The sequence below is a fragment of the Streptococcus sp. 11273D007BT genome (assembly GCF_053547195.1).
Map to the genome: position 1 here is coordinate 1,892,074 of NZ_JBPWPE010000001.1, position 14,630 is coordinate 1,906,703.

Below are 14,630 nucleotides of genomic sequence, written 5' to 3' on the forward strand. Positions count from 1 at the left end.
GGCTGTAATCTCAAATTTCTTTTTTTAGTATCAAATACTTTTCTTCATCAATAAAAAAATACCCTAACCAAAAATGATTACCAAAGCATTCATAAAAATGTGTAAAATAATAGTTAACTCTACTCTACGGGTTTTATAATATAAATAAGATAACAGGAGTGCAGATATGCCGTAATCAAGCCAAGATACAAGGCTATCTGGGTAATGTGGTAATATAAATAGAAAACCCGTTATCAAAAGACTCAATTTTAGATGTTGAGAAAAAATAACTTTTGGCAATATGCCACGAAAAACCATCTCCTCTGCCATAGGAGCAATTAAAATCATTGATCCAATACCGAGCCAAAAATCAATCGAGTTCAGAGGAAGAACTTCCTGACTATCATGAAATATAAATATGAATGATGCATAAGCCAGTGATGCTCCACAGATAGTGTATATTAACCATTTTACATTTTCTTTAGAAAATAAGCTATCATCCCAATTCAACCATTGTCCTTTGCGACCAATAAACAACAGTATCAGAAACAAAGTAGAAAATAATAGAATCAATAATATACCTTGCCCTAATGTCATCTGAGAGAGATTTTCTATACTATTTCCCAGTATCAAAGAAACTAGTGTGTTGCGTATATCAGACGACAATAATAACACAAAAAAAGCTAGTAATAATTGTTTCACAACCTTCATTGTAATCTCCTTATATTTATCTTACCTTCAATAACACTTCTAATACAAAGATGAATCAAAGAACAACTTTTTTCATCATCAACTTTTATACTCCCCCATCACATCTTCCACTTCCGCCAGGCTAATCCCAAACAACTCCAATCGTTTGAGCAACTGCTTGCCGTTGCAATAGCCGATGCGCAAGTGTTCTCCTAGATATTCTCTGCGCTTGCGGCTGTCACCGCCCATAAGGAGCCCTAGGCGCATCAGGTCTGACTTGGTGATGTCAAAGTTATTGTCGTCATCATAGTAACCACGGACACTGGAGAGAGCTTTTTCCAAGTCTTCAAAACTAGCATGCTCTACTCCTAGTGATCTGCCTTTGGTTTTTGACTTTGGAGTTGCTTCGTCTCGCTGTAAAAAGGCGTGCTTGACCGTGGGAATAGCCTGCATGATGATTTTTCGGATGCGCTCGCCATTGTAGTCGGGGTCAGTAAAGACAATCACCTCGCGCAAATCATGGAGACGCTCAATACGCGCTAGATCATCCTCATCAATGGCAGAGCCTCTGGTTTCATAAGTATCCACCTCATAAAAGCGTTTCAGGTTTGCAGTATCGTCCTTGCCCTCAACCACAATCACTTCTTGGATTTTTATTTTTTCAGTCAAGACCAAACAACCTCTTTGCATTTTCTGTTGTGGCACGCGCCACTTCCTCAACCGTTAAACCTCGAAGCTCGGCTATTTTTTCAACGACATAGCGTGTATAAGCTGTTTTATTTTCACGGCCACGTTTGGGAACAGGAGCAAGATAAGGGGCATCGGTTTCCACCAAAATCTTGTCTAATGGCAAATGTTGTGCAGCTTCTTGGACATCTAAGGCCTTCTTAAAGGTCACCACGCCTGAAAATGAAATCATCATCCCAAGCGCGATGAAGCGCTCTGCCATTTCCAAAGACCCTGAATAAGAGTGCATAATCCCACCACGAGGTCCTACACCAACCTCTTTGATGATAGCATAAGTATCCTCAAGAGCATCACGGGTATGAACGACAAAGGGTAAATCCAGCTCTTTTGCCAGAGCCATTTGGCGCTTAAAAACCTCCGCCTGAACCTCTTTTGGATCTTCCATCCAGTAGTAGTCCAAGCCAATCTCGCCAAGGGCAATCACTTTATCATGCCGGAGTTTCTCACGAAGGTAAGCCTCTACCTCATCACTATAGGAGCCCGCCTCTGTCGGATGCCAACCCAGTGTCAAATAAATCTCAGGATAGCTATCTGCTAACTCAAGAGCACGCTCAATCGTGGCATGGTCAAAACCAACCACATTATGAGCCGTCACGCCCATCTCCTTAGCCAAGGCTAACTCCTCTGCTACAGTTTCAGTAAAATTTTCTACGTTTAGATGTGTATGGGTGTCAAAAATTTCTATTGTCATATCTTTATTCTATCATATTTTCCCAATCAAAAAACCGACAGACTCGAGTTACTGTCGGTTTTTTTAGTCGCATTAAGCTGACAACACTTTACGTCCTTTACGACGACGAGCTGCAAGCACGCGACGTCCGTTTTTAGTTGACATACGGTGACGGAATCCGTGTTTACGTTGACGACGGATTTTACTTGGTTGGTAAGTACGTTTCACTTTGAATACCTCCTCATAGATTTTCGTATTCGTTTAGCCGGCTATTATTTGATCAGTTACTAAACATACCATAATATTTTATAACAAATAGCATCCTCTTGTCAAGAATTATTTGAGAGAGACGATGTTTTTTTTCAAATCAATACTCATTATCTTTGATTTAAGCTAGGAAATGAGCAAAAATAGCTCTAACACTAATGAATAGTCCTCAAGATGAACTAAAAAAACGCTTATTTCTAAGCGTTTTAGTCCCCCAAGGTCACAACAATATAACGATTGGGATCACTACCTTCAGAGTAGCTTTCCACACCAGAAACTTGGGCGATGGTTTTATGGACAATTTTACGTTCGCTATTGGTCATAGGGTCCATGACGTAATCTTGACCTGTTTCCAAGACACGATTTGAAATTTTCTTAGCAAACTCAATCAAAGTCTCTGTACGATGTTCAATATAATCGTTGACATTTAAAGAGACAGAAAAATGTTTAGAATAACGGTCATGTAAGAAATTCTGCGCCAAAAGTTGTAAAGATTTAAGGACTTTACCATGATAACCGATGACACGACCTGGCTCTGAGGTTTCAATCTGTAAATTAATCGCTCGACGGCTGTAATCTAATAAGATATTAGCCTCAATATCCATCTCATAAATGATGGTCTGAATATAGTTACCAATAGCTTCTGCTGCTTCTGAAATATTAGGGTAAGATTTTTCATCAGACGATACACTTTCTGATTGGAACTCTTCAACAAAGCTTTCTGATGCTACTTGGGCAAGAGATTCTGAAAGAGATTCTGAACTAGATGCCGACAAACTCTCCTCAAGCGATAAACTCAGACTCTCCGAGCTTTTTTTCTGCCTTGCAGAGTCTAGCTTTTCCGCCTCGACCATCACAGACTTAAGCTCCGCCGTCTGACTAAAATCCTCTAATCTTGCCACCTCAACAACAGCTGGCTTTTTGAATAATCCCAAAAATCCTTTTTTCTCGCGAGACACCACTTTAATACGTGCTTGTAAGCGAGAAAGTCTCAACTCTTTTAACCCTTTTTGAATGGCTTCTTCAACAGTAGATCCTGTGAACTGTCCCATTTTTATTCTCCTTATTTTCTCTTTTTCTGAGCCTTCTTCTTAGCTTTTCTTAGTCGTGCCTCTTTTTCTTTTTCCTCTTGTGCCAAACGCTGACGCTCCGCAATAATTTTAAAAGGATTGTTAAAGATCAAGGTTTGCGCTACTTGGTAAGCATTTGAAACCGTCCAATAAAGAGCTACCCCACTCGCCACACTGATAGAGAAAAAGAAAATCATCACTGGCATAAAATAAGTCATAATGGTCATCGCAAAATTCTTCTCAAGTGCTGATTTTGAACTTAACCATGTGGATAAAAAAGTGAATCCTGCCGCTAACACTGGCAAAATAAAATAAGGATCAGGTTGAGAAATATCTAACCATAAGAAATGACCAGTTTTTAAAAACTCTACTCGAGTGAGAGCCTGATAGAGCGCTAAAAGAACTGGCAATTGAATAAAAATAGGCAATAAGGTCAGATAGGGATTAACCTTATGCTCTTTATATAAACGCTGCGATGCCTCTGCAAGAGCCATACGACTATCGGTATCACGACCTGGATACTGAGCTTGTAAAGCCTTGAGCTCTGGCTGAAGTGCCTGCATACGCTGGCTTGACTTAATCTGTAAATTAAAGACAGGCAAGAGAACTGTCCTAATCACAAGGGTAAAGAGAATGATTCCCACCCCAATATTACCAAAAGACAAGCCTCTAATAGCTCTTGCAAATAAATAGACAAACTGTTCCCAGCCACCTGAGCTTGAGCTGGTAATATTGCCTGTCCCACAGGCTGTCAATATAAGTAAGCCCATAAGGAGCATCCCTACTACTTTAATCTTCTTTTTCACTTGATAAACCTTCCTGATAAAGATTTCCGAGTTTCAAGACATGCATCAAATTTTGTCTCAACTCTTGATAAGACAATTCCTCTACCCCTTTTCTAGCAATCACGACAAAGTCATCCGTTACTAAATAGGGGGAAAATTCCATCACTAAGTGACGTAATCGTCTTTTTATGCGGTTTCGCACCACGGCATTGCCTAGTTTTTTCCCAACTGAGAGCCCTACTCGGTAGTGTTTTTGTTGTTTTTCTAAGCGATAGACTACAAATTTTCGATTGGCGACACTTTGACTTGCCTCAAAAATTGCCTTAAAGTCCTTCTCGCTCTTTACTCGAAATGATTTTCGCAAAATACGACTCCAAACCTCTAAATTACATCTATTATACCATAAATCAAAAAAAAGCCAAAAAACCTCAGTTTCTTGACTTATTTTTCAACTAGAAAGAGTTTTTTGCCTCCTCAATCTGCCATAATACCTGCTTGAACCCTGTTCCTCCAAGCGAGTCGCGGCGCTCCACAGCTGTCTTAGACTGCAAAGCAAGATAAATATCTTCCTCAATTAAATCAGAAATTTCTTGATAGCGACTAAATGGCACATCTTGAAGATAGTAGCCTGCCTTTGTACACTCCAGGACTAGCTTACCAACCACTTCATGTGCCTCACGAAATGGTAAGCCCTTACTTGCTAAATAGTCTGCTAATTCTGTTGCATTTGAAAAGTCTTTTTCTGTGGACTCTGCCATGTGTTCCTGATTGACGGTCATGGTTTTTAACATTCCTGCCAAGATATCAATCGCAACGGTAATGGTCTCTGCGGTATCAAACATCCCTTCTTTATCTTCTTGTAAATCTTTATTGTAGGCCAAAGGTAGGGACTTCATGACAGTCAAAAGACCAATCAAGTTGCCGTAAACACGACCCGATTTTCCACGTATTAGCTCTGCCATATCTGGATTTTTCTTCTGTGGCATGATGGATGAGCCTGTTGAAAACGTATCAGATAGTGTGACAAACTGAAATTCATTAGAACACCAATTGATAATTTCTTCACAGATACGGCTCATATGCATCATCAAAATACTAGCATTGGATAAAAATTCTAAGATAAAATCACGATCAGAAACAGCATCCAGAGAGTTGCTATAAGGTTTGGCAAATCCCATCATGTCTGAGGTCAGCTGACGGTCAATCGGAAAAGTCGTGCCAGCAAGCGCAGCTGCTCCAAGCGGTGATAAATCAGCATGTTTCATGTTAAACTCAAAACGCTCACTATCTCTGGTAAACATATTGTAGTAAGCCATCAAGTGATGCCCAAAGCTAATAGGCTGAGCGTGTTGAAGATGAGTATAACCTGGCATAATAGTATAAACATTTTCTTCTGCCAAATCAACCAACACCTGACGAAGATTGGCCAGCTTCTCAACTACTTCTAGCAACTTATCTTTTAGATACAAGTGCATATCTGTTGCGACTTGGTCATTTCTAGAACGCGCTGTATGTAGTTTCCCAGCTACCGAACCAATTTTTTCTGTTAGAAGCGATTCCATATTCATATGGATATCTTCATTAGAAATATCAAATACCAGTTGCCCTGCTTCATACTCTTTTAAAAGCTCTTCTAAACCAGCTTTAATCGTATCTGCTTCTGCACTTTCAATAATACCTGTCTTTCCCAACATGGTCACATGAGCCAGAGAGCCTTGGATATCATATTTTGCCATTTTTTGATCAAATGCAATGGATGCTCCAAATTCTTCTACCCATTTTTCAAGGCCCGCTTCAAATCTGCCACCCCATAATTTTTTATCTGCCATTGTCTATCCTCTCTTCTCATCAATGAAAAAGGACGAGTGCTCTCATCCTTAGCTTGTGTCCCTGCACATGATGATAAATCCCAACTCTCTCGGATGGGTTTATTTATCCTCGAAGTTATCTCTCAGGATAACCTTGTCGATAAAGATTAAGAAAAGAGACTCAGATGTACCTCTCTGTGTACTTTTATCTGAAGTCCTTTCTTGACCTCTTTAATTCTGTGATTGTTCTTGTACCTGTGCGTTAACCTGTGTTGGAAGCCCCCAAAGTTTGATGAAGCCAACCGCAGCATCCTGATCAAAGCTATCAGCTGAAGTATAGGTTGCCAAGTTCTCATCATAAAGTGAGTTTGGTGATTTTCTAGCCACAACTTGCGCATGCCCTTTATAAAGCTTAACCTTGGCTGTTCCATTAACAACAGTTTGGGTTTCTTTAATATAAGCAATCAAAGCTTTGGTTGCTGGGCTAAACCATAGTCCATTATAAATCAAGTTTGATAATTCATTTTCGATGATTGGTTTAAAGTGAGAAACTTCACGAACCAAGGTCAAATCTTCGATTTCTTTGTGAGCTGTTAGTAAAGTAATAGCTCCTGGACATTCATAAATTTCACGTGACTTGATTCCTACTAATCTGTTTTCAACGTGGTCAATCCGTCCTACACCATGAGCGCCAGCTATTACATTTAATTTTTGAATTAAATTAGCCAAGCTAAGTTCTTCTCCATTAACCGCAACTGGAACACCTGCTTTAAACTCAATGTCCACATATTCTGGAGTATCTGGAGCTTGTTCTGGAGCTGTTGTAATACCAAAGGCATCTTCTGGAGCCTGATTCCAAGGATTTTCAAGAACACCACACTCATTTGCACGTCCCCAAAGGTTTTGATCGACTGAGTAAGGATTGTCAAGATCAGCTGGCACAGGAACACCATTTTCTTTAGCGTACTCAATCTCCTCTTCACGAGACCACTTCCACTCACGCACTGGGGCGATTACTTTCAAGCTTGGATCAAGCGCTGCAATGGCAACTTCAAAACGAACTTGGTCATTTCCTTTACCAGTACATCCATGAGCAATAGTTGTCGCACCTGTTTGGTGTGCGATTTCAACTAACTTTTTAGAAATCAACGGACGGCTAAGAGCTGACACCAGTGGGTATTTTTGTTCGTAATAAGCATGGGCTTGAAGGGCTGGAAGAACATAATCTTGTGCAAACTCTTCTTTTACATCAATCACATAAGACTCAATCGCTCCAACAGTCAAGGCCTTATCATGAATAAAATCTAGATCTTTTCCTTCACCAACGTCCATACATACCGCTACAACATCATAGTCTTTTTTCAACCAAGTAATCGCAACGGACGTATCAAGACCACCTGAGTAAGCAAGGATAACTTTTTCTTTTGACATAACATTTTTCTCTTTTCTTATTCTTAATGGGTTGATATCACTCAACCTTATGTTATACAGTATAATGCATATTTATTCTTTTGTCAACATATTTATGCAAATATTTTTATTTTTTTGGATAAAAATTCATGTTTTGCTATAAAATAGGGAATATAAAACCCGTTGTGCTAGTTAATTCTAGCCAAATAAAAAAACTTTGCGTATCATAAACTCAAAACAACCACGAAATGAGAGAATGCTATGCAAAGCCAATATTATTATCTCGCAAATCCCAATCAAACACAAATTATTTTTTCAAAAATCTTGACTCAAGTTCTCGCTTTATATGAGCGATTTGTTCCATGTGAGGTTTGAAATCGGTGAAACATCCACCTACAAAAACAGTTTGATGATGTTGTTATCGCTAGTTATCTTTGGGCAATTCAAGAGGGCTGCCGGACGGCAAGTGCGATTTACCGTGCGATTCGTCATAATCTCTTCCCTGACAACTTCCCAGAACGCTCTCGATTTTGCCGTATCTGTCAAAATCTTGCTCAAAGTATTCAGCGTATGCGCTATTTTATGGTCTTAGATCTTTGTCAAACCTGCTCGTTCGGCTTGATTGACAGCTTTCCTTGTGCCCTATGTCACCCCATTCACAACATGAGAGCTACATTGTTATCAGAGGTGGCAGATATTGGCTATAATGCGACTAAGAAAATCCATTATGATGGCTTGAAATTTTCAGTTCCTGTCAGCGATAGTGAGTTTCCTATTGATTATGTTTCACACCCGCATCTATTTATGATGGCGATGTTGCTTTGGAGCTACTTGAAAATAGCCCATTTCCAATCGTTTATGGAGATAAAGGATATGTGGATAGACAGACAAAGGCAGCGTTGGCAGACTGTGGTATCCAGTTAATTTCTCAACTCAGAAAAAACATGATGGGGTATTCGTGGCTAGAAAATTACAAAATAAGTCGATTGAGGAAACCAGTAGAGACTGCATTTTCTAGTTTAGAGCAGTTTGGAATGGAGGCTTTACGTTGCCGAAACATTCAGGCGCTCAAATTTAAGACAGAGGCAATAGTACTTATCTATTCTCTTTTGCTTAAAAGCAGTCATACTGAATTTGGTAGCAGTTTAAAACATTCCCTTGCTTACGCTTGATTAACTAGCACAACGGGTAAATATTATATGCAACGCCTGTAGTTATTTTGTCATTCTTATTTTTCTTTATTCTAGGTATAACAACTTAAAATCCCCGCTATCACAGGACAGCGGGGATACTTTTATTTCAAACCTGCCACTAGGTCAGCAATATCGGCTGGTCGAGTACGACAGCAGCCTCCAACTACCTTGGCACCCAGTTTGTGCCATTCAAGTGTGTTGTCCAGAAGAGAATAGCTGTCGCCTGCCTTTTCCTTCCAAGTTTGAGTGGCTCCATCATAGACTTCCCCAGAATTTGGATAGGTAACAAATGGTTTATCCGTTTTCTCTCTCAACTGGCCAAGGAAAGCTGAGTACCGCGAGGGAGCCGTACAGTTAAGACCAAGCGCCAAAATCTGCTCACTGCTGTTGATCAGCTCTGTTATTTCTTCAATAGACGTTCCGTCAGAAATCGACTGACCGTCTTGTGAGGTGAAACTGATATAGGCTTCAACATCTGGGAAATCATCTGCCAGCAACTCTACCAAAGCCTGTGCTTCAAGAACATTTGGAATGGTTTCCAAAGCCAATAGCTCTGCACCCTGTTCTAGTAAAAGCTCGATCCGACGACGGTGAAAGTCTTTCAGCTCTGCCACACTAATCAAGCCGTAATTACCTGTATACTCAGAACCGTCAGCTAAATAGGCTGCGTAGGGACCCACATCACCTGAAATAAGGGGATAGGTTCGTTGTGCTTTTTCAGCTTCAGACAATTCGGCCCAGACTTCATCTCGCGCTTCTTTCGCCAAATCTACTGTCAAGCGAATGAGGTCCTCTGCCTCTGCTTGTGACAAACCAACTCCTGCTAGACCTTCAAAGGTTGCCTGATAGGTAGATGTTGTCACCAAGTCTGCTCCGGCACGAATATAATCCTTGTGGATATCCTTGATGTACTGGGGATTTTCCAAAAGATATTTGGCAGACCAAAGCTTGCCCGATACATCATATCCTCGAAACTCCAACTCTGTTCCCAGAGCACCATGTAAAATGACAAACTCTTGATTTTCTAATAATTCCTTAAAACGACCCATTCTAGAACCTCCTACCACTTTTTAAAGCGAATGTAGTGATAAATATAGCAACCAATCATGAATGGCACACCAAAGTAAAGACCAGCACGCTGTGAAGGATCCCAGCCGATTCCGATGATAGAAATAACCAGCAAAATAACCGTAATCCATGGCAAGGTCGGTGAGAAGGGCGTCTTGTATTCCAATTCATCTTCACTGTGATGCTTCAAAAATTTACGACGGAAACCAATTTGTGCCAATGGAATGGCCAACCAAGCAATAACAACTGCAAAACCAGCAATAGAAACCAGGGCCAGGAAGATTGTATCTTCTGCATAAATTGACGCAATTAAAGCAACGACCACACCAATCATGGACAAAATCATGCCACGCATTGGAACACCGTGCTTGTTAATCTTGACTAATTCCTTGCTAATCATGCCTTCATTGGCCAAAGACCAGAGCATACGGCTTGAGGCATAGAGTCCCGAAGTTGAAGCTGATAAAATAGCTGTTAAAATAATGAAATTCATAATATCAGCAGCGTAAGGAAAACCAATCTTGTCCAAGACAAGTACGAAAGGAGCCTCAGTTACACCTGCTTCTGACATAGGAAGTAGGGCTGCCAAAACAACGATGGTCAAGACGAAAAAGATAACCAGGAGACCAATTGTTGATTTAATGGCTTGCGGTACGGCTTTTTTGGGATTATCCGTCTCACCTGCCGCAATTCCGATCATTTCTACACCTGAAAAGGCATAGTTAACGGACAACATGACCGTGATAAAACCAACCAGACCGTTAGGAAGTAAGCCGTTACTTGTGATATTGTTAAATAGCGGCGCAGCATTGGTTCCCTCAAATGGCAAAATACCAAAAATAGCCAAAGTCCCAAGCACGATAAAGGCTGCTATGGCATAGACCTTGATAGACGAAAGCGCATCTTCTGCCTTGGCAAACCAGCCAACAGATAGGGTATTCAAACCAAAGACAATGACTGCAAAAATCGTCGCAAAAACCCAAATCGGCACACTAGGAAACCAACGTTGCATGAGTTGAGCTGCTCCTACGAACTGAGAAGCCAGGGCAACGACCCAGCAAAGCCAATACATCCAGGCCACCATGAAACCAGTACCTGGACTGATAAACTTGGTCGCATAAGTATGGAAAGATCCAGTCACCGGCATTGCAACCGACAATTCACCTAAAGAGAACATGACCAAATAGACCATGATAGCTCCGAAAAGATAAGCCGCAACAGCTCCAAAAGGCCCAGCCTGTGCAATGGTATAGCCTGAACTTAAGAACAAACCTGTACCGATAACCCCACCGATGGACAACATCTGCAAGTGACGACTATTCATCTCTCGGTTAAAGGTACCTTGATTTTCAAAATTATGATTTTCCATACACTCTCCTAAATTCTTGTGATTATTCTATCATATCATAGATTTTCAGAAACTGGTTATATCGTTTTCAACGTAACAATTATAACTGAAAACTATAACAAATCCCCACCGTCACAGGACAGCGGGGATTGTTTTTACAAACTCTTCAACATATTATCAATATGCTGGATGGATTTTTCACGACCGAGTAGGTAAATGGTATTTGGTAGCTCTGGTCCGTGCATTTCACCTGAGACGGCGATACGGATTGGCATGAAGAGGTTTTTGCCCTTGATGCCTGTTTCTTTTTGGACTGCCTTGATTTGTGGGAAGATATTGTCTGGTTGGAAATCTTCGTCGGTCATGGCTTCCAATTTTGCCTTAAGGGCATTCAGGACCGTTGGAACCGTTTCGCCTGCCATGACTTCTTTTTCAGCCTCTGTCAACTCTGGGAAATCAGAGAAGAAAAGATCTGTCAATGGCACGATTTCATCCGCAGATGACATCTGTGGCTTGTAGAGCTCTACTAATTTTTCTGCCTTATCTGTCAAACGACCAGCCTCTTCCAAGAATGGCTTAGCAAGATTAAAAACAGTCTCCAAATCAGCATTCTTGATGTACTCGTTGCTCATCCAATCCATTTTCTTCTGGTCAAAGGCTGCTGGCGATTTGCTGAGACGATTTTCATCAAAGAGTTGAATAAATTCCTCACGCGAGAAGATTTCGTCTTCGCCACCAGGGTTCCAGCCCAAAAGACCGATAAAGTTAAAGACAGCTTCTGGCATGTAACCTTTACGGCGGTAGTCTTCGATGAACTGAAGAGTATTGGTATCACGTTTGGACAACTTTTTACCAGTCTCAGAGTTGATAATCAAGGTCATGTGACCAAACTCTGGTGCTTGCCAACCAAGTGCTTCATAAACCATCAACTGTTTTGGCGTATTGGCAATGTGGTCATCCCCACGGATAACGTGCGAAATCTGCATATCATGGTCATCAATAACCACGGCAAAGTTGTAAGTTGGGTAACCATCACGTTTCTGGATGACCCAATCACCACCGATGTTAGCCCCTTCAAACTCAATGTCACCCTTGACCATGTCATTCCACTTGTAGATGCCTGCTTCATTAACTGCAAGACGTACCGTTGGAACAATGCCTGCTGCTTCACGCTCTGCAATGTAAGCTGCTTTTTCATCCTCAGACATGCCTAGAAACTCATTGATATAACGTGGTGTTTCCCCAGCTGCTTCTTGGCGCTCACGCTCTGCTGCCAGCTCTTCTTCGGTCACATAAGATTTATAGGCCTTGCCTTCTGCCAAGAGTTGATCAATATACTGTTGATACAGTTCCAAACGCTCTGACTGACGGTAGTTCTCATGAGTTTCTGGACTTTCATCCCAATCAATCCCCAACCAACGTAGGTTTTCCAGCTGAGAACGCTCACCATCTTCAACATGACGTTTGCGGTCAGTATCTTCGATACGGATGATAAAATCACCACCGTGATGACGAGCAAAAAGGTAGTTAAATAACGCTGTACGGGCATTACCGATGTGTAGTAATCCTGTTGGACTTGGTGCATAACGCACGCGAATAGTATTTGACATAATGTAAGATACCAAGACTAACTAAAACAGAAAACAAGCCGTTAATAAAAGTCATGCTCTAGCTACTTTTATTAATCATTGCAACTGATTTAGTCCCTTTCTCCTTAAAAGTTTCAATCTTCACTATTATAACATACCTTGAAAGCTTGCGACAAGAAAGTAGGATAAAACAAAAAGGAAAGAAAGGCATTTCAATCATTCCTTACTTTCCTACTATACTGTATTACATCAAGGCATCTAAGATAGAGGTGCTTCCACCGCCACCATCTCCTCCACCTGTAACAATGTGATTACCGATCACTTGAGCGAAGGTTTCAATATTTAAACTCTGAACATAAATTTCACCGTAGCCCGAGAAGGTATTAACAATTCCCTCACCAGTACCGATAGACTGCAGGAAGCCATTTTCAAGGTGGATGTCATAATTAAGATCACGACTCCAAGCGACCACATGCGCATTATCAATAGTAATCGTACCACCTGTCAGCTCTAACTTTTTGATAGAACCAAAAGCGTTAGCTAAGAGAGTTCCCTCACCTTCTGTCGTCATGACAAAAAGACCTCCTTGCCCGCCAAAGAAAGCTCGTCCAACACTTTGACGTTCCATCTTATATTGAGCAGAACCATCAAGAGCTAAGAAAGCTCCATCATTAAGACGATATTGCTTAGCCCCTAACTCAAGAGCAATCACTTGACCTGGGGTTGATGGAGCTAACGCTAACTTCCCGTCTGCTGCATTTGACACTGCCTGAGTGATGAACATAGATTCTCCAGAAGTCATAGAACGTCCGATCGCTCCCAGTAACTTCCCTAGACCTGATCCCCCACGCGCATTAAGACGTGTATTTAAGCTAACACTAGGAGTATGGTAAACCATAGATCCTTGTTGGATATAGGCAGATTCACCAGCTTCAAGAGCAATTTCGACAAGTGGAAATTGCATATTACTATCAATGGTATATTTCATTCGATTATCTGACATGAGAGGTTCTCCTTTTTTGTATTGTTAATGTAATACAATTATACTTTTCAAATGACCACTTGTCAATCAAAAATAAGGTTTTATAGCGAAAAAAGCACGGCTTATGCTTAAGCGCAATAGAAACAACACTTTTAAAAAAATTGAGCTATAATTAATTCATAAAGTTAAGAAAGAAGGTCAGAGATGGCTAGGCATAAGTCAAATAAAAAAGAGCCTTGGTTAGACGGACCAAAAGCTCTAGTTATCTCAACTGGCATTACGGTGATTGTTGAGTTAATAAAACACTTATAGTATAGCACATCTCAATGCTGATGAAAAAAAACAATTTTGGAACATCCTCTGCTGGATTCTAGTTATCTTAATTTGGATGTATTATTTTATCAAATGGTTTTAGAGAGAAAAGGTATTAACTGAATAAGTTCAGCGGGCAAGAAAAATAGCACCTCCACAGGTGCTATTTTTCTTGATGTTTAATAAACATCTTTCCTATGTCCAAACTCAAGGGCTAAGATAATCATCTTGTCATCTTGAATGTCACAAATAAGCCTATAATCACCAATACGATAACGCCACTCGTTAGCGTGATCCCCTGTCAGACCTTTACCGCTAGAGCGTGGGTTATCTGTTCCCTCTAGGTGCTTATCAATCCAAGCAAATAACAACCGCTGTATCTGCCTATCTAACTTCTTAATCTGCTTTTGAGCCTTTTTAGAATACTCTATACGATACATATTACAAGCCTAGCTCTTTCTTAAAATCAGCATGGCTAATTGTCTCTGGGTCTGCTTTATACTCAGCGTAGGCTTGATGATAGATTTTTAAATCATATTCATCTTCAATATCACGTTCAAGAGCTTTCTTAAACAAGCTTGAAAGACTTTGACCTGTTAATTGAGCATAGCTTTTAAAAAACGTCTCTTCCTCTTGGTTTAATCTGATAGTCACTGTTCCCATAGTTATTTACCTCTTTTCTTTGTGTTACATTGTAACACATTTTAAACTA

Annotated in this window: 15 protein-coding genes and 1 pseudogene; 1 reads left to right on the plus strand and 15 read right to left on the minus strand. The window is 40.5% G+C overall.

Annotation, left to right across the window (positions count from 1 at the left end):
* Positions 1 to 63: 63 nt before the first annotated feature.
* The 9 genes from ACEE75_RS09490 to ACEE75_RS09530 form a co-directional block, all read right to left on the minus strand.
* Complete coding sequence (locus tag ACEE75_RS09490; RefSeq protein WP_354367715.1) at positions 64 to 690, minus strand: CPBP family intramembrane glutamic endopeptidase; 627 nt, start codon at positions 688 to 690, stop codon at positions 64 to 66.
* 78 nt (positions 691 to 768) lie between these two features.
* Positions 769 to 1,359, minus strand: a complete 591-nt coding sequence (rnmV, locus tag ACEE75_RS09495) for a ribonuclease M5 (protein WP_354367798.1) — start codon at positions 1,357 to 1,359, stop codon at positions 769 to 771.
* Positions 1,331 to 2,101 carry a TatD family hydrolase gene (locus tag ACEE75_RS09500; protein WP_449164809.1) on the minus strand — a complete coding sequence of 257 codons (771 nt, stop codon included), beginning with the start codon at positions 2,099 to 2,101 and terminating at the stop codon, positions 1,331 to 1,333. The genes rnmV and ACEE75_RS09500 overlap by 29 nt, the downstream gene beginning before the upstream one ends.
* A 78-nt stretch (positions 2,102 to 2,179) precedes the next feature.
* Positions 2,180 to 2,314, minus strand: a complete 135-nt coding sequence (rpmH, locus tag ACEE75_RS09505) for a 50S ribosomal protein L34 (protein ID WP_002885866.1) — start codon at positions 2,312 to 2,314, stop codon at positions 2,180 to 2,182.
* Between the two features lie 245 nt (positions 2,315 to 2,559).
* Positions 2,560 to 3,405, minus strand: a complete 846-nt coding sequence (jag, locus tag ACEE75_RS09510; RefSeq protein ID WP_447574992.1) for an RNA-binding cell elongation regulator Jag/EloR — start codon at positions 3,403 to 3,405, stop codon at positions 2,560 to 2,562.
* 11 nt (positions 3,406 to 3,416) lie between these two features.
* Complete coding sequence (locus ACEE75_RS09515) at positions 3,417 to 4,229, minus strand: YidC/Oxa1 family membrane protein insertase (RefSeq protein WP_354367720.1); 813 nt, start codon at positions 4,227 to 4,229, stop codon at positions 3,417 to 3,419.
* Positions 4,213 to 4,572, minus strand: coding sequence for a ribonuclease P protein component (gene rnpA / locus ACEE75_RS09520; protein ID WP_427894936.1), 360 nt, complete (start codon positions 4,570 to 4,572; stop codon positions 4,213 to 4,215). Before rnpA ends, ACEE75_RS09515 begins: the two co-directional genes overlap by 17 nt.
* An 88-nt stretch (positions 4,573 to 4,660) precedes the next feature.
* A complete protein-coding gene (argH, locus tag ACEE75_RS09525; RefSeq protein WP_354367724.1) occupies positions 4,661 to 6,037 on the minus strand; it encodes an argininosuccinate lyase in 1,377 nt (458 codons plus the stop codon).
* A 210-nt stretch (positions 6,038 to 6,247) separates the two neighbouring features.
* The gene (locus tag ACEE75_RS09530; protein WP_447574994.1) at positions 6,248 to 7,447 is read right to left on the minus strand and encodes an argininosuccinate synthase; all 1,200 of its coding nucleotides are present in this window, start codon (positions 7,445 to 7,447) and stop codon (positions 6,248 to 6,250) included.
* A gap of 240 nt (positions 7,448 to 7,687) precedes the next feature.
* Here ACEE75_RS09530 and ACEE75_RS09535 point away from each other — a divergent pair.
* Positions 7,688 to 8,598: pseudogene (locus tag ACEE75_RS09535) on the plus strand (IS982 family transposase).
* 122 nt (positions 8,599 to 8,720) lie between these two features.
* On the opposite strand, the gene mmuM reads toward ACEE75_RS09535, so the two are convergent.
* The 6 genes from mmuM to relB form a co-directional block, all read right to left on the minus strand.
* Positions 8,721 to 9,668, minus strand: coding sequence for a homocysteine S-methyltransferase (gene mmuM, locus ACEE75_RS09540; protein ID WP_449164764.1), 948 nt, complete (start codon positions 9,666 to 9,668; stop codon positions 8,721 to 8,723).
* An 11-nt stretch (positions 9,669 to 9,679) separates the two neighbouring features.
* On the minus strand, positions 9,680 to 11,056 hold the full coding sequence (locus ACEE75_RS09545; RefSeq protein ID WP_449164765.1) for an amino acid permease: 1,377 nt from the start codon (positions 11,054 to 11,056) through the stop codon (positions 9,680 to 9,682).
* Positions 11,057 to 11,190: 134 nt separating this feature from the next.
* The gene (gltX, locus tag ACEE75_RS09550) at positions 11,191 to 12,645 is read right to left on the minus strand and encodes a glutamate--tRNA ligase (protein ID WP_449164766.1); all 1,455 of its coding nucleotides are present in this window, start codon (positions 12,643 to 12,645) and stop codon (positions 11,191 to 11,193) included.
* A 223-nt stretch (positions 12,646 to 12,868) separates the two neighbouring features.
* Positions 12,869 to 13,627 (minus strand): TIGR00266 family protein, encoded by a 759-nt coding sequence (locus tag ACEE75_RS09555; RefSeq protein WP_354367736.1) that lies wholly within the window; start codon positions 13,625 to 13,627, stop codon positions 12,869 to 12,871.
* A 470-nt stretch (positions 13,628 to 14,097) separates the two neighbouring features.
* Positions 14,098 to 14,358, minus strand: a complete 261-nt coding sequence (locus ACEE75_RS09560; protein ID WP_447575003.1) for a type II toxin-antitoxin system RelE family toxin — start codon at positions 14,356 to 14,358, stop codon at positions 14,098 to 14,100.
* Between the two features lies 1 nt (position 14,359).
* Positions 14,360 to 14,581 (minus strand): type II toxin-antitoxin system RelB family antitoxin, encoded by a 222-nt coding sequence (gene relB, locus ACEE75_RS09565; protein WP_447575001.1) that lies wholly within the window; start codon positions 14,579 to 14,581, stop codon positions 14,360 to 14,362.
* Between the last annotated feature and the right edge of the window lie 49 nt (positions 14,582 to 14,630).